Source organism: Gordonia sp. (in: high G+C Gram-positive bacteria), from assembly GCF_047606305.1.
Taxonomy (GTDB): Bacteria; Actinomycetota; Actinomycetes; order Mycobacteriales; family Mycobacteriaceae; genus Gordonia.
Genome location: NZ_JASGER010000004.1, coordinates 46,039 through 66,516 on the forward strand (window position 1 = coordinate 46,039; position 20,478 = coordinate 66,516).

The 20,478-nt window shown below is 69.4% G+C and carries 19 protein-coding genes; 9 read left to right on the plus strand and 10 right to left on the minus strand.

Translation table 11 applies throughout. The features are described from left to right. Positions 1-230: 230 nt before the first annotated feature. On the plus strand, positions 231-1,286 hold the full coding sequence (locus QM634_RS00490; RefSeq protein WP_415040811.1) for a 3-deoxy-7-phosphoheptulonate synthase: 1,056 nt from the start codon (positions 231-233) through the stop codon (positions 1,284-1,286). Here the strand turns inward: QM634_RS00490 and QM634_RS00495 are convergent. The 3 genes from QM634_RS00495 to trhA all read right to left on the minus strand — a co-directional run bounded on the left by QM634_RS00495 (position 1,208) and on the right by trhA (position 3,979). Beyond that, positions 1,208-2,647 (minus strand): PepSY-associated TM helix domain-containing protein, encoded by a 1,440-nt coding sequence (locus tag QM634_RS00495; RefSeq protein ID WP_415040812.1) that lies wholly within the window; start codon positions 2,645-2,647, stop codon positions 1,208-1,210. The two genes, QM634_RS00490 and QM634_RS00495, sit on opposite strands and share 79 nt — an antisense overlap. A gap of 82 nt (positions 2,648-2,729) precedes the next feature. Next, on the minus strand, positions 2,730-3,281 hold the full coding sequence (locus tag QM634_RS00500; RefSeq protein WP_415040813.1) for a hypothetical protein: 552 nt from the start codon (positions 3,279-3,281) through the stop codon (positions 2,730-2,732). A 23-nt stretch (positions 3,282-3,304) separates the two neighbouring features. Beyond that, positions 3,305-3,979 carry a PAQR family membrane homeostasis protein TrhA gene (gene trhA / locus QM634_RS00505; protein WP_415040814.1) on the minus strand — a complete coding sequence of 225 codons (675 nt, stop codon included), beginning with the start codon at positions 3,977-3,979 and terminating at the stop codon, positions 3,305-3,307. Positions 3,980-4,107: 128 nt separating this feature from the next. Here trhA and QM634_RS00510 point away from each other — a divergent pair, with 128 nt between their 5' ends. From QM634_RS00510 to QM634_RS00520, 3 genes are read left to right on the plus strand one after another with little or no spacing between them, the layout of a single operon-like run. Next, positions 4,108-4,893: an isoprenyl transferase gene (locus QM634_RS00510; RefSeq protein ID WP_415040815.1), complete on the plus strand. Its 786-nt coding sequence runs from the start codon at positions 4,108-4,110 to the stop codon at positions 4,891-4,893. A gap of 36 nt (positions 4,894-4,929) precedes the next feature. Next, entirely contained in the window at positions 4,930-5,583 is a 654-nt protein-coding gene (locus QM634_RS00515; RefSeq protein WP_415040816.1) for a hypothetical protein, read from the plus strand. A 10-nt stretch (positions 5,584-5,593) separates the two neighbouring features. Next, positions 5,594-6,349 carry an SDR family oxidoreductase gene (locus tag QM634_RS00520; RefSeq protein WP_415040817.1) on the plus strand — a complete coding sequence of 252 codons (756 nt, stop codon included), beginning with the start codon at positions 5,594-5,596 and terminating at the stop codon, positions 6,347-6,349. Here the strand turns inward: QM634_RS00520 and coaA are convergent. Then, positions 6,346-7,284, minus strand: coding sequence for a type I pantothenate kinase (coaA, locus tag QM634_RS00525; RefSeq protein WP_415040818.1), 939 nt, complete (start codon positions 7,282-7,284; stop codon positions 6,346-6,348). The two genes, QM634_RS00520 and coaA, sit on opposite strands and share 4 nt — an antisense overlap. A 24-nt stretch (positions 7,285-7,308) precedes the next feature. Then, positions 7,309-8,361: an Lrp/AsnC family transcriptional regulator gene (locus QM634_RS00530; RefSeq protein ID WP_415040819.1), complete on the minus strand. Its 1,053-nt coding sequence runs from the start codon at positions 8,359-8,361 to the stop codon at positions 7,309-7,311. A gap of 137 nt (positions 8,362-8,498) precedes the next feature. Between QM634_RS00530 and QM634_RS00535 the strand changes: the two genes are divergently transcribed. From QM634_RS00535 to QM634_RS00555, 5 genes are all read left to right on the plus strand, one after another. Further along, positions 8,499-10,076, plus strand: a complete 1,578-nt coding sequence (locus QM634_RS00535) for an MFS transporter (RefSeq protein WP_415040820.1) — start codon at positions 8,499-8,501, stop codon at positions 10,074-10,076. A gap of 10 nt (positions 10,077-10,086) precedes the next feature. Continuing rightward, on the plus strand, positions 10,087-11,304 hold the full coding sequence (locus QM634_RS00540; protein ID WP_415040821.1) for a DUF885 domain-containing protein: 1,218 nt from the start codon (positions 10,087-10,089) through the stop codon (positions 11,302-11,304). 45 nt (positions 11,305-11,349) lie between these two features. Next, a complete protein-coding gene (glyA, locus tag QM634_RS00545; RefSeq protein ID WP_415040840.1) occupies positions 11,350-12,627 on the plus strand; it encodes a serine hydroxymethyltransferase in 1,278 nt (425 codons plus the stop codon). A gap of 20 nt (positions 12,628-12,647) precedes the next feature. After that, positions 12,648-13,517, plus strand: a complete 870-nt coding sequence (locus QM634_RS00550) for an acyl-ACP desaturase (protein ID WP_415040822.1) — start codon at positions 12,648-12,650, stop codon at positions 13,515-13,517. A gap of 333 nt (positions 13,518-13,850) precedes the next feature. After that, positions 13,851-15,140, plus strand: a complete 1,290-nt coding sequence (locus tag QM634_RS00555) for a PhoH family protein (protein WP_415040823.1) — start codon at positions 13,851-13,853, stop codon at positions 15,138-15,140. Positions 15,141-15,239: 99 nt separating this feature from the next. On the opposite strand, the gene QM634_RS00560 is transcribed toward QM634_RS00555, so the two are convergent. From QM634_RS00560 to QM634_RS00580, 5 genes are all read right to left on the minus strand, one after another. Beyond that, positions 15,240-16,112: a L,D-transpeptidase family protein gene (locus tag QM634_RS00560; protein ID WP_415040824.1), complete on the minus strand. Its 873-nt coding sequence runs from the start codon at positions 16,110-16,112 to the stop codon at positions 15,240-15,242. A gap of 181 nt (positions 16,113-16,293) precedes the next feature. Beyond that, positions 16,294-17,172 (minus strand): patatin-like phospholipase family protein, encoded by an 879-nt coding sequence (locus QM634_RS00565; RefSeq protein ID WP_415040825.1) that lies wholly within the window; start codon positions 17,170-17,172, stop codon positions 16,294-16,296. After that, positions 17,169-17,852, minus strand: a complete 684-nt coding sequence (locus QM634_RS00570; protein WP_415040826.1) for a PIG-L deacetylase family protein — start codon at positions 17,850-17,852, stop codon at positions 17,169-17,171. Before QM634_RS00570 ends, QM634_RS00565 begins: the two co-directional genes overlap by 4 nt. 27 nt (positions 17,853-17,879) lie before the next feature. Continuing rightward, positions 17,880-18,989, minus strand: a complete 1,110-nt coding sequence (locus QM634_RS00575; RefSeq protein ID WP_415040827.1) for a lactonase family protein — start codon at positions 18,987-18,989, stop codon at positions 17,880-17,882. 64 nt (positions 18,990-19,053) lie between these two features. Beyond that, positions 19,054-20,454, minus strand: a complete 1,401-nt coding sequence (locus QM634_RS00580; RefSeq protein WP_415040828.1) for a class II fumarate hydratase — start codon at positions 20,452-20,454, stop codon at positions 19,054-19,056. Between the last annotated feature and the right edge of the window lie 24 nt (positions 20,455-20,478).

Consider the following 20,478-nt stretch of genomic DNA (forward strand, 5'->3'; position numbering starts at 1 on the left):
GCCGCCCGCGTCGACTATTCCGGACGATGTTGGTACCGTGGTCGGCGTGAACATCACCGTGCGCGCGTATTGGCGCTTTACCCCGGGCTCCGGTCCCGTGGTGAAGCGGTAGTTTCGCGCGCACATTCCACAATCCGGAGCCCGAGCAGCGACCATCTGGTTGCTGCTCTCTTGTTTTTCAGGGCTCCGACGCGGGGCCCGTGACGGGTACCTACGCGAGAGGCAACGACGTGACCACCACCCCCGACCTGAACACTCAGGTGAGCACTTCCGACCGGCGCATCCGTGCGTTCCGGCCGATCCCGACGCCCGATGCGCTGCGCAGCGAACTGCCGCTCACCGCTCGTCGGGCGGTCGCGGTGCAGAACGACCGCGAGGAGATCGCCGACATCCTCGCCGGCCGCGACGAGCGGCTGCTGGTCGTCGTCGGCCCGTGCTCGATCCACGACCCGGTCGCCGCGCTCGACTACGCGCGCCGCCTGGCGCCGCTGGCCGACGAGTACGCGGACCGGCTGAAGATCGTGATGCGCGTGTACTTCGAGAAGCCGCGCACGACGGTCGGCTGGAAGGGCCTCATCAACGACCCGGGCATGGACGGAAGCTTCGACGTCGAGCGCGGCCTGCGCACCGCGCGGGCGCTGCTGCTGGACATCATCGACCTCGGGCTGCCCGTGGGGTGTGAGTTCCTCGAGCCCAACAGCCCGCAGTACATCGCCGACGCCGTCGCCTGGGGTGCCATCGGCGCCCGCACGACCGAGTCGCAGGTGCACCGTCAGCTGGCATCGGGTCTGTCGATGCCGGTCGGGTTCAAGAACGGCACCGACGGCAACGTGCAGGTCGCCGTCGACGGCGTCAAGGCCGCGGCGGCCCAGCACGTGTTCTTCGGGCTCGACGACTTCGGCAACGGTGTCGTCGTGGAGACCGCGGGCAACCGCGACTGCCACATCATCCTGCGCGGCGGAACCGGCGGGCCGAACTACGACGCCGAGTCCATCACCGACGCGGTGGCCGTCCTGGGCAAGGCCGGTCTGCCGCAGCGCGTGATGATCGACGCCTCGCACGCGAACTCCGGCAAGGACCACGTGCGCCAGGCCGAGGTGGCCACGGAGGTCGCCGCTCTGGCGTCGGCGGGCGTCCCGATCAGCGGCGTGATGCTGGAGAGCTTCCTCGAGCCCGGCGCGCAGGCACCGGACGCCGACGATCTGGTCTACGGCAAGTCGGTCACCGACAAGTGCATGGGCTGGGAAGCCACCGAGGACGTGCTCCGCGCCTTGGCGCGCGGATAGTCCTCATCGGACGGCGGGCGTTGGAAACGACCGATGACAGCGTCGACGACGAGGAAGGCCAGCAGCGGAATCCCGAACAGTGGGACGAAGTAGCCGACCAGCGCGGTGGCCACGGCGGCGGCGATGAACCAGCTCCGTGCCCTCCAGCCCGCCGAGGCAAAGGTGCTGCGCCATGATCCGCGTCCCGGTCCTCGACCGGGTCGTGGACCGGGACCGCGCCTCCACCACATGAGGTAGCCGCGGACGATGACGGTCGTCAGGAGCACCGCAAGGGCGAGCAGGGCCAGGGCACTGACCCAGCCGAACAGGATGCCCATGTGGAGTTGGATGCCCCATTCGGCGAGCTTCGCGGGGAGCGACCACCGGGAGAACGGGACGTGGGCCGTGACGCGCATCGTCGACGGGTCGATCGCAATTGTGTCGATCGAGTAGCGCCACGGCACGCGCGTCTGGCTGACGGTGATCGAGTCGCTCGCCGCAGACGGTGCGGCGATCTCCACCCGGCCGGTCAGGCCGTGTTCGCGCGCGACGGCCAGCGCGCGGTCGAAATCAGTCTGACCGGGATGCGCCATCGGCCCCGCCATGGAGTCGCCGTGGTGGTGGACGGGCGCACTTTCGGGCAGTGACGGTCGCTCCCAGTTCAGGGCATGACGCATCTCGCCGATGTTGGCCCCCGCGTACTTCGACCAGGTCAAACCCGTCGCGGACAGGAAGACCAGGCCCACGACCAGCCAAACACCCACCGCGCCGTGCCAGTTCAAGGTGCGGCTGCGCCGAGTCCCGCCGCGGTCGACGGTTCCCAGGCGCCACCAGGATGCACCGGTGTTGCGTCGACGACTCCGGAATCGGTCGACCCAGAGCGCCAAGCCGCCGAGCGCGACGATCCAGAGCCACGACGCGGCGAGTTCGCTGTACAGGCGCCCCGGTTCCCCCAGGTGCAGGTTGCGGTGCAGGCCGTCGATCCACGACCGCATCGGCAAGGCGCCGTTGCTGCCGAAGGTTACCGAGTCGCCGAGAACGGTGGTCGTCGTCGGGTCGACGAACACGGTGCGCCGCTCGGACTCGCCGACCGTGTCGTCGGCAAGGTACACGCGAGTGGTGTCGCCGGGCTCGGCGGCGGCGTCCACCGCGGTGACCGCGCTGCCCGGCCGGTAGTCGCGCACGGCGGCCACCTGCTTGTTCACGTCGACGAATGGGCGCTTGCCGTCGACATGCAGAAGGTGGCGGTAGACCACGGACTCGGCGGTCGGCGCCAGCGCATAGAGACCGCCGCTGATGGTGGCGACGAGGAGGAAGGGGGCGATGAGAAGGCCGGCGTAGAAGTGCAGCCGCCGGATGGTGGGCAGAAGGGGTTGGAACACGGTGATCGCTCGATTCGACGGGATGAGCGCACACCGGTGCTCCCGCGTCGGCGGGAGTGTTGTGAAGGAGGCTGCGCTCGGGTCAGGGAAGGGCGGGAGCGGCGATCACCGGTGGCCCACGCCTGATGTGTCGTCTCGCTGCATCGCAACGGGCGATGAGAGGTGCGTCGGAAGTCACGAGCGCCCACGCCGGTGCGCCCGCCGGTTCGGTGTCGGCGTCGACGTCGAGTAACCGGTGCAGCAGAGCCAAGCCCTGGCCGGCGGCTCGTTCCGCGGAATGCACGACGACGATGCCGGCCAGTGCCGCAAGAACGTGTGCGGCGGCCATCGCCGGTGAGGGCACGCCCATCGCGTGCGTCGAGCCGATGCTCAGGACGAGGTGGCCGAGGACCTGCGCGGCGAGGAGCATCAGCGCGATGCGCGGACCCGACTTCGGGCTCGACCCGCCGGCACTGAGCGACCCCAGCACGCCGCAGACACCCACCAGCACGAAAAGGGTCCCGATGCTCGGAGCGTCCTCGGGCATCACGGTGCAGTGTGCGAGGACGGCCACGGCCGCGGCAAAGGCGCTGACGGCCAGGCCGTGCACGACGCGCAGGGTCCGACCGTCATCGGGGGCTGCGACGGCGAGCATCCTCGCAGTGTAGAGCCCCTTCGTCAGCGCAGGAGCAGCAGCCAGATCGCGAGGTAGTGGCACAGCGCCGCGACGACGGTGCAGGCGTGGAAGAATTCGTGGTGGCCGAAGGTCGCCGGCCAGGGGTTGGGCCAACGGGCCGCGTACAGGATGGCGCCGCCGCTGTAGAGGACCCCGCCCAGCACGAGCAGCGAGATGATCAGCCAGCCCGAATACTCGATCAGGGTGGTGGCCTCGGCGATGATCACCCAGCCCAACCCGATGTAGAGGGCGACGCCCAGCCAGCGCGGTGCGTTCGGCCAGGCGATCTTGAGCGCCATGCCCGCCAGGGCGCCACCCCAGACGATGCCCAGGACCCACCACCTCGTCGGCGTGGGCAGGGCCAGGAAGCAGAACGGGGTGTACGACCCGGCGATGAACAGGAAGATCATCGAGTGGTCGGCGCGCTTCATCAGCATCGCTGCGCGCTCGGACCCCCATTTGTGCCGGTGGTAGGTGGCGCTGATCGCGAAGAGGCCGAAGACGGTGATGCCGTAGATCGTGCAGGCGATGGCCGCGCCGGTGCCCTTGAGCTGGGCGGCGCCGATGATCAGCGCGACGACGGCGACCGTCGAGATCCACGCCGAGTACTGGTGGATCACTCCGCGCATACTCGGCTTGAACGCCAGGTGCGCGGGAGTCGGGGTCTCGGATGCCATGGAACCTACGGTACCGTAAGTTACTTCCTGGTACGGCCTATTCGTGTCGGAGTTCACGCCGCGCCGGCAGAGGGCCAAGGTCACCGACGCGGGGCGTGGTTCTGGAAGCGGGCGTACTCTGAAACGCGATGAAACTCCTTCCGGACACACTGCGTAGCCCGATGTACGCGGTCTACGAGCGGCGGCTGGCGCAGCTGTTGGACCGGGATCGCCTGCCGGAACACGTCGCGATCATCTGCGACGGCAACCGACGCTGGGCGCGGGAGGCGGGGTTCGAGGACGTCAGCCACGGTCACCGGGTGGGGGCGGCGCGCATCGCCGACATGCTGTCCTGGTGCGACGAGCTGGGCATCGGCACCGTCACCATCTACCTGCTCTCCACGGAGAATCTGCAGCGGCCGTCCGAGGAACTCGACGCCCTCATGGAGATCGTCCCCGACATCGTCGACGAGATCTCCGCGCCCGCGCGCGACTGGCGGGTGCGACTGGTCGGCAACATCGACCAACTGCCCGCGATCGCCGCGCAGCGCCTCAAGACCGCCGCCGAGAGCACCATCGGCCACGACGGTCGCCTCAACGTGAACGTCGCCGTCGGGTACGGCGGTCGGCAGGAGATCGTCGACTCGGTGCGCGACCTGCTCACCGAGCACATCGCCGCCGGCGACACCGGTGAGGAGCTCATCGAGGCGGTCACCGTCGACGCGATCGACCGCAACCTCTACACCAAGGGGCAACCCGATCCCGACCTGGTGATCCGCACCTCCGGCGAGCAGCGGCTGTCGGGATTCCTGCTCTGGCAGAGCGCGTATTCGGAGATCTGGTTCACCGACGCCTACTGGCCCGAGTTCCGTCGCGTCGACTTCCTACGGGCCCTGCGCGACTTCGGCGCGCGGAATCGCCGATTCGGCCGGTAACGGCAAAACTGCTGGTTGGCGCAATAGGCTGGCCCCATGTACGACGACGCCGACGAGCGCGAGGCCGACACCGGTCTCGGCGACTTCGAATTCGAGCGGAAGTTCCTGCTGCGCGAACTGCCCGCCGAGGCGGCGAGCGATCCGACGCCGTCGCTGATCGTGCAGGCCTACGTCTTCGCCGAGGGCGGCTTCGCGGTGCGCGTACGCATCAAGGGCCCGGTCGGCGACCTCGACCTCGACGCGGAGCCCAGCGCACTCGCCGACGCCCTGACCACCGCCGACGACGCGGTGGGCACTCTCGGGGTGAAAGGGCCGGCGAACGCCGGTACCCGCTACGAGGCCGAGCGCGAGATCGATCCGCTGGTCGCCGGCTCGATCGCCGCGCGCTCGTCGTCGCTGATCGCCAAGGTCCGCTACTCGGCGTGGCTGGGCGAGGACGGCTGGCACCTGGACCGCTTCCTCGCCGACAACGCGCCGCTGCTCGTCGGCGAGGTGGAGCGGGCGCGCCCGGTCACCGACCTGGCGATCCCGGACTTCTGCGTCACCGAGGTCTCCGAGGACTCCCGTTTCGGCAACGAGTACCTCGCCCACCACCCCTTCCCGACGTGGGCCGCCGAATTCGCCGACGAATACCGCTTGCTCGGGCCCGGTTTCATGCAGACACTGGGGGAGAACCGGTTCGGCGAGTGAAGGGACAACCATGAAGGTCGTCGTCATCGGATCCACCGGCACGATGGGCGCGCTGGTCGTCAACCAGCTCGGTGAGCGCGGTGCCGACGTGGTGGAGGCGCACCGCGGCAACGGCGTCGACGCGCAGACCGGCGTCGGGTTGGCGGACGCGGTCACCGGCGCCGACGTCGTCGTCGACTGCCTCAACAGCCTCACCCAATCCGCGTCGAAGGCGAAGGCGTTCTTCGGCACCGCCGCACGCAACATCGCCGAGGCCGCGAAGGCCGCCGGCGCACGCGTCGTCTGCCTGTCGATCTGCAACGCCGCCGATCCCGCGGTCAACCGTCGGATGGGCTACTACCAGGGCAAGGCCGAGCAGGAGGCCGTCTACCGCGAGGTGCTCGGTGACCGGGTGACCTTCGTGCGGACCACCCAGTGGTTCGAGCTCGGCGACACCCTCGGCGACCAGATGGCGCTGGGACCCGTCGCGGTCATGCCGCACATGGTCACCGCGCCGCTGGCCGCCTCCGACGGTGCCGTCGTCATCGCCGACGCCGCGCTCGGCACCGCCCATCGCGGCAAGCCGGTCGTCGAGGTGCGCGGCCCGCAGGAGATGGATCTGCTCGACGTGGCGCGCGCGTCACGCACGGCGCGCGGACTGCGCGGGGCCGTCGTCCCCATCCGCTTCGGCGGGAAGGCGCTGCGCGACGGCTCGCTGATCCCCGATCCCGCCGACGTCGTCACGCCGATGACGCTCGAGCAGTGGCTCGCCGCCAAGCACGCCTAGAGCTTGCGCAACCGCACGCGGTTGATCGAGTGGTCGGAGTCCTTGCGCAGCACCAGGTCCGCGCGGGGGCGGGTCGGCAGGATGTTCTCCACCAGGTTCGGCCGGTTGATCGTCGTCCAGATGTCCTTGGCGGCGGCGGTGGCCTGATCGTCGTTGAGGCCCGCGTAGGAGTGGAAGTGTGAGTTCGGGTCCGCGAAGGACGTCGTGCGCATCTGCAGGAACCGGGAGATGTACCAGCGCTCGATGTCGGACGTCTTGGCGTCGACGTAGACCGAGAAGTCGAACAGGTCCGACACCATCAGCGTGGGACCGGTCTGCAGCACGTTCAGGCCTTCGACGATGAGGATGTCGGGCTGGCGAACGTAGTGCTTGACGTCCGGGACGATGTCGTAGGTCAGGTGTGAGTAGACCGGCGCGGTGACCTCGGGAGCGCCGGACTTCACCTCGGTGACGAACCGCAGCAGGCCCCTGCGGTCGTAGGACTCGGGGAAGCCCTTGCGGTGCATGATCCCGCGGCGCTCGAGTTCGCGCGTCGGGTAGAGGAAGCCGTCGGTGGTGACCAGGTCGACCTTCGGGTGGGTCTCCCACCGGGCGAGCAGGGTTGCCAGGAGGCGCGCGGTCGTCGACTTGCCGACGGCGACGCTGCCGGCGATGCCGATGACGAAGGGGACTTGGCGCGAGGTCTGCAACCCGCCCAGGAAGGTCGAGGTGGCGGCGTACAACCGTTGGCGGGCGGCCACGCGCAGGTGGATCAGACGCGACAGTGGGAGATAGACGTCGGCGACCTCGGCCAGGTCCAATCGCTCACCGAGACCGGCGAGCGCGTCCAGCTCACCCTGGTTCAGCACCATCGGCGTGGATTCGCGCAACTCGCGCCACTGCCGACGGTCGAGCTCCAGGTACAGACTGGGATCGCGCCCCGATGATCGCTTCACCGGCGCTCCCGGAACGCAGTGTGCTCACCGGACGGCATCCTTCAAGCGTATTGGCCGCGTCGAATCGGTGACAGGCGGGTCCGGGGTTGGCCGCGCGAGGGGCATCGCGAGGCGGTCGCCGGCGACCAGGGCGCCGGCGTTCTTGATGCGCCGGTGCAGGGCGAAGAACTCGTAGCCGGTGATCCCGTCGATGGCCGCGAGGGTGTTGGTCACGAACCGGTAGAACTGGTCGTGGTCGGCCGCGATCACGGTTGCGGTGAGGTTCCAGGTACCGCTGATGGCGGCCACGAATGGGACCATCGGGGTGCGCGCCAGAAGTCGGCCGGCATCATCGAGCCGAGCCGGCGACACATTCATCCAAATCGCCGCGAGTACACCGCCGGTCGCCGCCTGGGCGATGTCGACATCGAAATAGGCCACTCCCGACGCGACGAGTTGCTCGACCCGGCGGGTCACCTTCCCCGTCGTCGTCCCGAGACTGCGGGCGAGTGTGGTGAAGGGCAGTCGACCGTCGTGGGTGAGGTGCTCGATGATCGCCCGATCCTCAGCGCCCGGCATTCGTCCGTCGACCGGCGACGTCGGCGGGCGGAAGAGGTTGGAGGCGGCCAGGGACTGGATCTGGGCATCGCTCAGCCGGCCCTGCCAGTGGTGCCAGTCGTCTGGACCGCCGCCGGCGAACTGGTGGAGCACCGTGGCGGTGCGGACATCGATGACCTGAGGGGTGCGTGGCAGCATCCGGGTGAGCAGATCGGAGGCGTCCTCACTGGTCTGGGCGCGAAGATTGAAGACGATCTCCCATCCCGCCGAGTGGATCGACACCCAGGACACGTCGTCGCGTCGTGCGAGTGAGTGGGCGATCGCGTCGGCGGCCTCGGGGCGGCATCGCAACCGCACCAGTTTGATCGCCCCGCCGAAGGCTCGCGGGTCCAAGGCGAGGGTGACGCGCAGCAGACCTTCGCGACGCAGCCGTCGGTAGCGGCGTGAAACGGTCTGCTCCGATTCACCCAGCACGTCGGCGATCTCGCGGAACGACGCGCGCGGTGAGATTTGGATGGCCGCAGCAATCTGCGTGTCCAAGGGATCGAGATTGCTGAAAATCTCTGGATCGGGACTGTTCATTGTTAGAGATTCTACGCCGGACCGGTGTAGAGGCGACTGAGATCGACATCGCGTGGATGCTTGAGTTCACCGATTATCGAATCAAGGAGACTTCCATGACACGCAAGTGGTGGGCACTCGGCGTCATCTGCGCAGCGACTTTCATGCTGCTGCTCGACGTCACCATCGTCGCCGTCGCCCTGCCTGAAATCCAACACTCCCTCGGCGCCAGTTTCACCGCCCTCCAGTGGATCACCGATGCCTACGCGTTGGCTCTGGCCGCGCTCCTGCTGACCGCGGGCTCGATCGCGGACCGGTTCGGACGCAAACGGGTGTTCCTCGGCGGACTCGTCGTCTTCACCCTGGGATCGGTGCTGTGCGGGACGGCGCAGAGCGCCGGAATGCTGATTGCTTCTCGAGTTCTCCAGGGCGTCGGCGGTGCAGCACTCTTCGCCACCTCCCTGGCACTGCTTGCGGCGACCTTCCACGGTCGGGAGCGCGGTATCGCCTTCGGCGTCTGGGGTGCGGTCACCGGGATCGCCACCGCGCTCGGCCCCGTTCTCGGCGGCGTCATCACGACCGGCATCGGCTGGCGCGGCGTGTTCTGGGTCAACCTGCCGATCGGCATCGTGGCCATCGTCGCGACGTTGCTGCGGGTCGACGAGTCGCGCTCCCCGCACGCCCGTCGGGTGGATCTCGCCGGTATGGCGGTCTTCACCGGAGCGCTCCTCGCGCTAGTTTACGGTCTGACCGAGGCCGGGCAGCGCTCCTGGAGCAGCGGCATCGTCGTCGCGTCGCTGATCACCGCTGCGGTTCTGCTCGCCGTTTTCGTCCTCATCGAGTCGAAGGTCGCCGAGCCGATGTTCGATCTCTCGCTGCTGCGGGTGCCGACCTTCGTCGGCGGCTCGATCGCCGCGATAGCGATGAACGGCACGCTGTTCGCGATGCTCATCTACCTCGTCCTCTACCTGCAGGACTCACAGGGCTACAACGCGCTGCAGACCGGCTTGCGGCTGCTGATCATGTCGGCCTGCTCGATGGTCGTCGCCACCGTCTCGGGCCGTATGTCCGAGCGCGTCCCGGTGCGGTGGCTGATCGGGCCCGGACTCTTCCTCGTCGGCATCGGCCTGATGCTGATGCAGGGACTGCACGGTGCCAGCCCCTGGACGCACCTGATCCCCGGCCTGATCGTCGCGGGCATCGGCTCCGGGCTCGTGAACCCGCCGCTGGCCTCCACCGCGGTCGGAGTCGTCGACGTCCACCGGGCCGGCATGGCGTCGGGCATCAACACCACGTTCCGCCAGGTCGGCATCGCCGTCGGCATCGCGGTCTACGGGTCGATCTTCTCCGCCCACCTGACCTCGGGTCTGCGCGAGCGGCTCGGCTCCGCTTCGGGAATCGATCTCGCCCGGTTGGCCGGCGCGGCGCACAGCGGGCAGGCACAGGCGCTGATCTCGCGACTCCCCGTCGCACGTCAGGAGGCGGTGAGCGCCGCGGTGCACGGCGCCTTCGCGGACGCGATGAACGCGTTGTTCCTCACGAGCGCGATCGCTGCGATCATCGGAGCCGTCGCCGCGGCGGCGCTCATCCGGGGCAAGGACTTCGTCGCCCACACGCCCCCCGCGCCGGAACCGGAGGCGGCGAAGCCCGAATCCGATCCCGACTCCCGCGAACCGGCACTGGCGGCCCGGTAACGTCGAGCCCATGCCCGTCTCCCTTCCCGCCGCCGACGAGATCGTCACCGAATACCTCCGCATCGGGCTCGCCTTCGACCTGCTCGAGGAGGGGTTCGTCGACGCCTACACCGGCGACCCCGCGCTGCGGGCACAGGTGCGCGACGAGGGGGTGCCCGAGCCGACGTCGCTGGCCCGACGAGCGGCACACCTGCGCGACCGGCTGCCCGGTGGGCTGCCCGCCGACCGCGCGGAGTTCATCCGCTCGCATCTGACGGCCCTCGAGTGCTCGGCGCGCAAGTTCGCCGGGGAGGAGATCGGCTTCGTCGACGAGGTGAAGGCCTACTTCGACGTGGACATCGCCGCCGAGGATCCGGAGGTCTACCGCCAATCCCACCGGGACCTGGCCGCCGCGCTCGGCGTCGCCGACGATTCCGACACCCTGGGCGAGGCCTACCGGGCCTACCGCAAGGCCACCGAGATCCCCGCCGACCGCCTCGGCGACTGCGTGAGCGCCTTCGCGTCGGCGCTGCGCGACGAGGTGCGCAAGACCGTCGACCTCCCTGTCGCCGAGACGGTGGAGTTCGAGATCGTCTCCGACCAGCCGTGGTCGGGGTTCAACTACTACCTGGGCGGCTACCGCTCGCGGGTGGCCATCAACACCGATGTGCCGCAGCAGCTCTCGGCGCTGCCGCACCTCGTCGCCCACGAGGCGTATCCGGGGCACCACACCGAGCACTGCCGCAAGGAGGAGCTGCTGGTCGGCGGTGGGCAGGGCGAGCAGACGATCTTCCTGGTGAACACCCCGCAGTGCCTGATGGCCGAGGGGCTCGCCGACCACGCGCTGCGCGCGGCGATCGGGCCCGACTGGCCGCTCTGGGCCGAGACGATCTACGCCGACCTCGGACTGCGGTTCGACGCTCACCGCGCCACGGCGGTGGGGGAGGCGACGGCCGGTCTACTCGCGGTCCGCCAGGACGCGGCCCTGCTGCTCCACGACCGGGGTGCCGACCCCGACGAGGTGACCGCCTTCTTGTCCCGGTGGCTGCTCGTCAGCGAACCGCGGGCGCGGCAGATGCTGCGTTTCCTCACCTCGCCGCTGTGGCGCGCGTACATCAGTACCTACGTCGAGGGATACCGACTGCTGGGTGACTGGATGGGCGACGGACCCGACCGCGCCGAGCGCTTCAATCGCCTGCTCGACGAACCACTGACCCCGGCGCTGCTCCGGACGGAGATGGCCCTCTAAACTGCCGGTATGGCTGAGGCGAACAATGCAACGTCGGTGAACACGATGTCCCTGGCGGAGCTCGACCCGGATGTCGCCGCGGCGATGAACGGCGAGCTCTCCCGCCAGCGCGACACCCTTGAGATGATCGCGTCGGAGAACTTCGTCCCGCGCGCGGTCCTGCAGGCCCAGGGCAGCGTGCTGACCAACAAGTACGCCGAGGGCTACCCCGGGCGCCGCTACTACGGCGGCTGCGAATACGTCGACGTCGTCGAGGACATCGCCCGCAACCGCGCCAAGGAACTCTTCGGCGCCGAGTTCGCCAACGTGCAGCCGCACTCGGGCGCGCAGGCCAACGCCGCGGTCCTGATGACGCTCATGGAGCCGGGCGAGACCCTGATGGGCCTGGACCTGGCCCACGGCGGCCACCTCACCCACGGCATGCGCCTGAACTTCTCGGGCAAGCTCTATGAGAACGTCTTCTACGGCGTCAGCAAGGAAGACTTCCGCGTCGACATGGACGAGGTGCGCAAGCTCGCCCTCGACACCAAGCCGAAGGTCATTTGCGCCGGCTGGTCGGCCTACCCGCGCACCCTGGACTTCGCGGCCTTCCGCGAGATCGCCGACGAGGTCGGCGCCAAGCTGTGGGTCGACATGGCCCACTTCGCCGGGCTCGTCGCGGCCGGTCTGCACCCCAACCCGGTGCCGCACGCCGACGTGGTCTCCACCACCGTCCACAAGACGCTCGGCGGCCCCCGCTCGGGTCTGATCCTGGCGAAGAAGGACTACGCCAAGAGCCTCAACTCGTCGGTCTTCCCCGGCCAGCAGGGCGGACCGCTCATGCACGTGATCGCCGGCAAGGCCGTCGCGCTGAAGGTCGCGGGCACCGACGAGTTCAAGGCGCGTCAGCAGCGCACGATCGCGGGCGCCCAGATCCTCGCCGAGCGCCTCACCGGCTCCGACGTCGCCGACGCCGGCGTCTCGGTGCTGACCGGCGGCACCGACGTGCACCTGGCGCTGGTCGACCTGCGCAACAGCCCGCTCGACGGCCAGCAGGCCGAGGACCTGCTCCACGAGGTCGGCATCACGGTCAACCGCAACGCGGTGCCCTTCGACCCGCGCCCGCCGATGGTCACCTCCGGCCTGCGCATCGGCACGCCGGCGCTGGCCACCCGCGGCTTCGGCGACAAGGAGTTCACCGAGGTCGCCGACATCATCGCCACGGCGCTCGCCGCCGGCACGTCGGCCGACACGTCGGCGCTGCGCGCCCGCGTCTCCAAGCTGGCCCTCGACTTCCCGCTCTACGACGGGCTCGAGGAGTGGGGTTTGATGAGCCGGGTCTAGTACCGGGTATCCTTGAGGGCGTGAGTCTCCTAGAAACCGATGACCTCGTCGTAGCCCTCGAGAAGGCCCTCCCCGAGCTGGCGGAGGAGCACCAGGCGGACGCGACCCCGTGGCAGCCCCACGACTGGGTGCCGTGGGACAAGGGCCGCAACTTCGCCTTCCTGGGCGGCGAGGACTGGAAGCCGTCCGACAGCGACACCTCCGACGAGGTGCGCGCGGCCCTGCTGGCGCTGCTGCTGCTCAAGGACAACCTGCCCTCCTACCACCGCATCCTGGCGATGTACTTCCCGGCGTTCTCCGACTGGCGCCAGCTGGTCGGCACCTGGACCGCCGAGGACAACCGCCACGCCATCGCGCTGCGCGACTACCTGGTCGTGACCCGCGCGCTGGACCCGGTCGACGCGGAGAACCGTCGCCGGATCCACGTCGTGCAGGGCTACCGCCAGCACGAGGAGGATGTGAAGGACCTGCGCCCGATGGACGTGCTGGCGCTGCTGGCCGTCCACGAGCTGCAGACCGCCGCTTTCGTGAAGGTGCTGCGCGGCAAGGTGTCCGACGAGGTGCTGGCGCAGATCCTCGACAAGATCGAGGCCGACGACGCCTCGCAGGCCCGCTACTTCATGAACTTCCTGGGCGCCGGCCTCGTCGCCGACGCCGATGCGGCGGTGAACGGCATCGACTGGGCGCTGGACCACATCGACGTCATCGGCGCCGACATCGCCGACTTCGACGAGCAGCGCAAGCTGTTCGCCGACTACGAGACCGAGCAGACCCACGCGGCGATCGCCAAGGCCATCGTCGACCAGGTCAAGCTCGAGAGCGTCGACTGCACCTCCGACGAGGCCAAGGCCGCCAAGGAGCGCGTCCTCGCGCTGGCCGCCAAGGCGTAGTCGAAACACAGTCCGGCCGGGCCCCACACGCAGGTGCGTGTGGGGCCCGTTTCGTTCCGCGGTGCGCGTCGCAGGTGGACATCAGGGGTTTGCACAAAGTTCACACGACGCACGGCGCGCCACCGCTGATCGACATCTGCGCGGCGTAGCGTCGCACGTGATGGACCGCAGGGGAAAGCGGTTCATCCGGGAGGTCCGAATACGTGGAGAGCGCTTTCACGAGGGGACCGGCCCCGGTCCTCGGCTCGCGCGGCTGACCAGCCTCGCAGCGCGGATCGACCGGTCACCAGTAACACCTGTCGGCGCGGGTGCCGCACCGGCGTAGGAGTCCACGTGACTACTCGCACCTATGTCCTCGACACCTCCGTGCTGCTCTCCGACCCGAAGGCCGTCACGCGCTTCGACGAGCACCACGTGGTCTTGCCGCTGGTGGTGATCAGCGAGCTGGAGGGCAAACGCCACCACCACGAACTGGGCTGGTTCGCCCGAGAGGCGCTGCGCCTGCTCGACGACCTGCGCGGCGAATACGGTCGCCTGGACGAACCGATCCCGATCGGGGAGTGTGGCGGCACGCTGCAGGTGGAGCTCAACCACACCGACCCGGCCGTGCTGCCCAGTGGATTCCGCACCGACGACAACGACTCGCGCATCCTCGCCTGTGCGCTCAACCTGCGCGCCGAGGGCAAGACCGTCACCCTCGTCACCAAGGACACCCCGCTGCGTGTGAAGGCCGGCGCCGTCGGCCTGCCCGCCGACGAGTACCACGCCCAGGACGTCGTCGTCTCCGGCTGGACCGGGATGACCGAGCTGGAGGTCGGCGGCGCGCAGATCGACGAACTCTTCGACGAGGGCGTCGTCGACATCGACGAGGCGCGCGACCTGCCCTGCCACACCGGTATCCGCCTGATCGGCGGCACGTCGAGCGCCCTGGGCCGGGTGAACGCCGACAAGCGGGTGCAGCTGGTGCGCGGCGACCGCGAGGCCTTCGGGTTGCACGGCCGCTCCGCCGAGCAGCGCGTCGCCCTCGACCTGCTGCTCGACGACAGCGTCGGGATCGTGTCGCTCGGCGGCAAGGCCGGTACCGGCAAGTCCGCGTTGGCCCTGTGCGCCGGCCTGGAGGCGGTGCTCGAGCGTCGCACCCACCGAAAGGTCGTCGTGTTCCGGCCGCTGTACGCGGTCGGGGGACAGCAGCTCGGCTATCTGCCCGGCAGCGAGGCCGACAAGATGGGGCCGTGGGCGCAGGCGGTCTTCGACACCCTCGAGGGCCTGGCGTCGACGGAGGTCATCGACGAGGTCGCCTCGCGCGGGATGCTCGAGGTCCTGCCCCTGACGCACATCCGCGGCCGGTCGCTGCACGACTCGTTCGTGATCGTCGACGAGGCACAGTCCCTCGAGCGCAACGTCCTGCTGACGGTGCTGTCCCGACTCGGCTCGGGATCGCGGGTGGTGCTCACCCACGACGTCGCCCAGCGCGACAACCTGCGGGTCGGCCGCCACGACGGTGTCGCCGCGGTGATCGAGCGGCTCAAGGGCCACCCACTGTTCGCGCATGTGACGCTCACCCGGTCCGAGCGCTCGCCGATCGCCGCGCTCGTCACCGATGTGCTCGAGGAGTTCACCTGATCGCGCACTGAGACTGCAGAACGGGATGAGCCCCACACCGTGCGAGTGTGGGGCTCATCCCGTTCTGTGGGGTGTGGCCGGAGCCCACCCGTCAGCAGATCAGCTCTGCGTGACCTTCCCGAGGATGCTCGGGATCATGTTCAGCGCCGAGTCGACGAGTCCGCCGAGAATGCCGCCGGCCGCCCCGTTGGGGGAGTCGCGCATCTCCTGCGGGCTGCCGCCGGCTCCGTCGCCGGTCGGTGCCTGGGCGTTGACGCCGATGGTGATCTTCGGCGACTTGGCCGGATCCAGCCACTTGAGGATCTGGACCATCTCGTTCTGCGCCACGGCCACGCAGCCCTCGGTGGGCTGGTTGTTGGTCACGTGGAGGAAGATCGCCGACGCGTCACCGGGCTTGCGCTCGGGGTTGTGGGCGATGTTCACCGCGTAGTCGTACACCGGGCCCGAGTTGTAGAGGTTCTCGGCGTCCGCGGACGGCTTGGTGTCCTTGTGAACGAGGGTGTTGTAGGTGGGGGACTTGGAGTCCGAGTCCCACCAGTCCTTGGTGGTCACCTGCTTGTAGGGCATCTTGGTGCCCGGATTCGCCTTGCGGCCGAACGCCTGGTCCAGACCGAAGGTGCCGCTGGGCGTGCGCGGGACGTTGTCCTGCGCCTTGCCCTGGCCCTTCGCGCCCAGGAAGGCAGGCGTCGGTGCGATGGCAACCTTCCAGTTGCCGTTCGCCTCACGCTCGTAGCCGGTGAGCTTGCCCTTGGTGTCGGCGGCATTCCCGGCGGTCACGACGAGCAGCTGCGAGGTGGCCTTGCCATTCGGACCGGGCTGCTTGCCCCCGACGATGGTGTCGAGCACGCCGTTCAGCGTCTCGTCGACCGAGCTGTTCCCGGTCTGCGGGACGCCGGGCGCGGCACCGGCCATGGTCGGGATGAGCAGCACGGTCGCGACGGCGGCCGCAACAGCGAGTCCCAGTAGTCTCAAATTTCTCTGTAGTAACTTCAGCACCATTTCAGTGTGCCACCCGTTTTCCCGGATTGAGTCACGTGACGATCACAGTGCGGCAAGGATCCGATCAAGCGGATTCGCCTCCTCTTGACGCCAGAATCGCTCCCGGGCGGCCTCCATCTTCCACGCTAGTGAGCGCGCGGCGTCCCCGCCAGGGCTAGGCGCCCCGAGACGTCACCGGTCGACGATGCGAGTGCACCGCGATGTGATCGGCCGGAGCGGTGCGCCGGCCGTCGTCGACGTCGAGGAAGTCCCGCGCGGCGACGTGGGCGTCGTCGATCAGCTCGACGGCGCGGGAGAAGTCCAGCGGGCCGATCGCCACCGGGCACGGCGGCGGCAGCACTCGGAGGTCGACGGTGGCGGCGTATTCCTCGATGTCGCGGATGAGTCGCTTCTGGATCAGCAGCGACATCGTGTGCAGGAGGGTGCCGGCGACGGTCGTCGGCGGCGCACTGAGGGCGCACGGGTAGCCGCACGGCAACACGTAGACGGTGTCCGCGCCGGCCTCGATCGCCCGTGAGATCGACGTGTTGTCGGCGACCCCGCCGTCGACGAGGACCCGACCGCGCAGCCGGACGGCGGGGAACACCCCGCAGATGGCGCTACTCGCGAGGACGGCGCGGGCCGCCGGCCCGGAGTCCAGATCGACCTGGTCGCCGGTCAGCAGGTCGGTGGCGATCACGGTGAGCGGGGTGCGGGCCTCCTCGATCCGGTCGAAGTCCAGGTGCTCGGTGATCAGCGACCGCAGGCCCTGCGCGCCGAACAACGCCGACTGGCGCCCGGCGAGTGCGCCGATCAGTTGTCGTGCGCGCGGGCGGAACAACCGCCAGGCGCTCAACGATTCCCAGACCTTCGCGAGGGAGTCCACCGACTCGGCCGTGACGCCGCGGTTGGCGATGAACGCGGCGTTGAGCGCACCGGCCGACGTTCCGACGAGGAGGTCGGGGGTGATGTCGCGTTCAGCCAGGGCCCGCAGCATCCCGACCTGGATCGCGCCCAGGTTGGCTCCCCCGGAGAGGACGAAGGCCGTCGTCATCGCTCGACCAACGCGAATCCGACCGACCGCCGACCGCCGAAGTCCTCCCGCGCCGGGGTCGTCCGCTCCACCTGGTCGGCGGCCTGCTTGGCGATCGGGGTGTCGGGATCCAGGACGCGCAGGTACTCCCGGTGCTCGGCGAGCGAGGCGATCGCCGCCTCGATGTCGGCCCCGGTGACCGCGACGGCGTGCGTCGGATGGGGGCCGTTCTCGAACAACCAACCGGGCCGCGGCTCGGGGAGGGCGTCGAACGCGGCCCGTACGGCGGCGGCGAACTCCATGTGGTCGCGCTGATTCGGGAATCCCGGCGCCCACTCGGCCCCGCCGAACATCGAGAGCACGACGTCGGGTCTGGTGCGGGTGATCGCCTCGGCGACCTTCGCCCGCAGCTCGGGGGTGTTGGTGACCGCGCTGTCGGGGAAACCCCAGAACTCGACCTCGTCGACGCCGACCCGGGCCGCCGACGCCCGCTGCTCTCCTTCCCGCAGAGGACCGCACTCGGCCGGCGCCATGCCCTCGATCCCCTCCTCGCCACTGGTGGCCAGTCCGTAGACGACGCGCTTGCCCTCGCCGGTCCAGCGGTGGACGGCGGCGGCCATGCCGTACTCGGGGTCGTCCGGGTGGGCGACGAGCACGAGCGCGGTCTGCCAGTCGGTGGGGAATTCGGCGAGGTCGGCCATGACCCCAGGCTAGGCCTCCGACGGCCGTCAGGTCAGGGCTACAACGGGTCCGTCCGACATGAACACCCCGGTGTCGGCGGTCGGCCGACCGGTGGGCGCCAATCCGCCGTCGGCGCGCACGCGGTATGTGGTGACCCTGCTGGTGATCCCCGCGGTGAGCACGTCGACGTCGTAGAGCCATTTGCCACTGGGGTGCAGGGCGACCTGACCGGGCAGCGTGCCCATCGGCCCGGGATACGGCGAACCGGGCAGCGGGGTCAGCCGGCCGTCGCCGTGGATGCGGTAGGCGGCGATGGAGGTGCCGATCGCGTTGGGCACGTACAGCCGCTTGCCGTCGGGGCTGGTGATGATGCCGTGCGGGACCCCGCCGGTGGCGTACGGCGAGCCGGGCGTCGGCGTCAAGGCTCCGTTGGCGTGGATGCGGAAGCCGGACAGCCCGAACCCGAATTCGTCGCTGGAGTAGAGGAATGTGCCGTCCGGGGTGTAGCCGGGGGCCACGGGTCCGAAACCGACGCCGGAGGTGCCGATCGGCCGCGCGCCGCCGCGCGGGCTCAACGCATAGCTGGTGAGGGTGGTGCTGATGTAGCTGGTCACGCGCAGGAACCTGCCGCTCGGGTCGATCGAGGACATGCTGACCGCGCTGCTCAGAGTCCCAATCGACGGACGCGGTCGGTTCAACGGGCGCAGCGCCCCCGACGGGGCGATCGCCAGTGTGGTCACCTGGCCGGGGAATCCGCCGAGCACCGCGTAGAGGTATTTGCCGTCGGGCGTGACGCGCGCCCCGGTCGGGGCGCCGCCCACGGCGACGGTGTTCACCAGGTGCAGCGCGCCGTTCTGCCCGATCCGGAAGGCGCTGATCGCGCCGTCGCCCACATGGGTCGCGTAGACGGTCCTCTTGTCGGGGGAGACGGTCACCGACAGGATCCCGAAGCCGGTGCGGAACGGACTGCCCGGCGCCGGCGACAGGTTCCCGTCGTCGTGGACGCGCAGGACGCTGATCCCCATCGACGCGGTGCCCGCGGTGATGAGGAAGTGCTTGGCCGGCGGATCGGCGCGAACCGCGGGGGCGGGCGCGGCCACCACGGCCAGGGCGGTGAGCAGCGCGGTCAACCAGAGGGTCGGACGAAGTGGACGCATGACCCACATCGTCGATCCGCGGGCCGGGACCGAGTGTCCAAGAACTGGACAGATTCGACGCGGACTACCGCTCGCGGTCCAGGTTGGCCATCTTGAGGACGTCGAGGCGCTTGTCGAGCTCGGCCTCGCTGAGCTTGTCGCCGATGAGTCCGCGGTCGATGACCGTCTGTCGGATGGTCTTGCCCTCCTTGAGTGCCTGCTTGGCGACGGCGGCCGCCTCCTCGTAGCCGATGGCGCTGTTGAGCGGCGTCACGATCGACGGGGAGCTCTCGGCGAGCGTGCGCAGGCGGTCGGTGTTGGCGACCAGTCCGCTGATGCAGCGGTCGGCGAACAGGCGCGAAACGTTGGCCAGCAGGGTGATCGACTCGAGCACGTTGCGCGCCATCATCGGGATGTAGACGTTCAACTCGAAGGCGCCGTTGCCGCCGCCCCACGTGACGGCGGTGTCGTTGCCGATGACCTGGGCCGCGACCTGGGTGACCGCCTCGGGCAGCACCGGGTTCACCTTGCCCGGCATGATCGAGCTGCCCGGCTGGAGGTCGGGCAGCTGGATCTCGCCCAGGCCGGTGAGCGGGCCCGACCCCATCCAGCGGATGTCGTTGGCGATCTTGGTCTCCGACACGGCAATCGTCTTCAACTGGCCGGACAGCTCGACGAGGCCGTCGCGGGCGGCCTGTGCCTCGAAGTTGTCGGTCGCAAGCGCCAGCGCGTCCGCACCGGTGAGTTTGACCAGCTCGGCGACGACCTTGGTGCCGAAACCATCGGGTGCGTTGAGCCCGGTGCCGACCGCCGTGCCGCCGATGGGCAGCTCGCCGAGGCGGGGGAGTGTCGCACGCAGGCGCTCGATGCCCGCCTCGATCTGGCGCGCGTAGCCGCCGAACTCCTGGCCGAGGGTGACCGGCACGGCGTCCATCAGGTGGGTGCGCCCGCTCTTGACCGTGTCGCGCCACTCGGTGGCCTTGGCGGCCAGCGCCCGGTGCAGGTGCTCGAGCGCGGGGATGAGGTCGGTGACCACGGCCTCGGTCGCCGCGACATGGGTGGCCGTCGGGAAGGTGTCGTTGGAGGACTGCGACATGTTGACGTCGTCGTTCGGGTGCACCTCGACGCCGGCCGCTTTGGCGATCGACGCGATGACCTCGTTGGCGTTCATGTTCGAGCTGGTGCCCGACCCGGTCTGGAAGACGTCGATGGGGAACTGGTCGTCGTGTTTGCCGTCGGCGATCTCGCTTGCCGCGGCGATGATGGCGTCGGCCTTGGCGGCGTCGAGGAGTCCGAGGTCCTTGTTGACCTGCGCGCACGCGGCCTTGAGGAGGCCGAGGGCGCGGATCTGGGTGCGTTCGAGCGGGCGGTGGCTGATCGGGAAGTTCTCGACCGCGCGCTGGGTCTGGGCCCGCCAGAGTGCATCGACGGGCACTTTGACCTCGCCCATGGTGTCGTGCTCGATGCGGTACTTCTGTTCAGCCATGATGCCTCCGACGTCGACGAGTTA

Bases quoted from the DNA above. Each gene is read 5' to 3' on its own strand.
- QM634_RS00500 (WP_415040813.1), bottom strand. From the start codon at position 3,281: ATGCTCGCCGTCGCAGCCCCCGATGACGGTCGGACCCTGCGCGTCGTG.
- trhA (WP_415040814.1), bottom strand. From the start codon at position 3,979: ATGGCATCCGAGACCCCGACTCCCGCGCACCTGGCGTTCAAGCCGAGT.
- QM634_RS00510 (WP_415040815.1), top strand. From the start codon at position 4,108: ATGAAACTCCTTCCGGACACACTGCGTAGCCCGATGTACGCGGTCTAC.
- QM634_RS00515 (WP_415040816.1), top strand. From the start codon at position 4,930: ATGTACGACGACGCCGACGAGCGCGAGGCCGACACCGGTCTCGGCGAC.
- QM634_RS00520 (WP_415040817.1), top strand. From the start codon at position 5,594: ATGAAGGTCGTCGTCATCGGATCCACCGGCACGATGGGCGCGCTGGTC.
- QM634_RS00535 (WP_415040820.1), top strand. From the start codon at position 8,499: ATGACACGCAAGTGGTGGGCACTCGGCGTCATCTGCGCAGCGACTTTC.
- QM634_RS00540 (WP_415040821.1), top strand. From the start codon at position 10,087: ATGCCCGTCTCCCTTCCCGCCGCCGACGAGATCGTCACCGAATACCTC.
- glyA (WP_415040840.1), top strand. From the start codon at position 11,350: ATGTCCCTGGCGGAGCTCGACCCGGATGTCGCCGCGGCGATGAACGGC.
- QM634_RS00565 (WP_415040825.1), bottom strand. From the start codon at position 17,172: ATGACGACGGCCTTCGTCCTCTCCGGGGGAGCCAACCTGGGCGCGATC.
- QM634_RS00570 (WP_415040826.1), bottom strand. From the start codon at position 17,852: ATGGCCGACCTCGCCGAATTCCCCACCGACTGGCAGACCGCGCTCGTG.
- QM634_RS00575 (WP_415040827.1), bottom strand. From the start codon at position 18,989: ATGCGTCCACTTCGTCCGACCCTCTGGTTGACCGCGCTGCTCACCGCC.
- QM634_RS00580 (WP_415040828.1), bottom strand. From the start codon at position 20,454: ATGGCTGAACAGAAGTACCGCATCGAGCACGACACCATGGGCGAGGTC.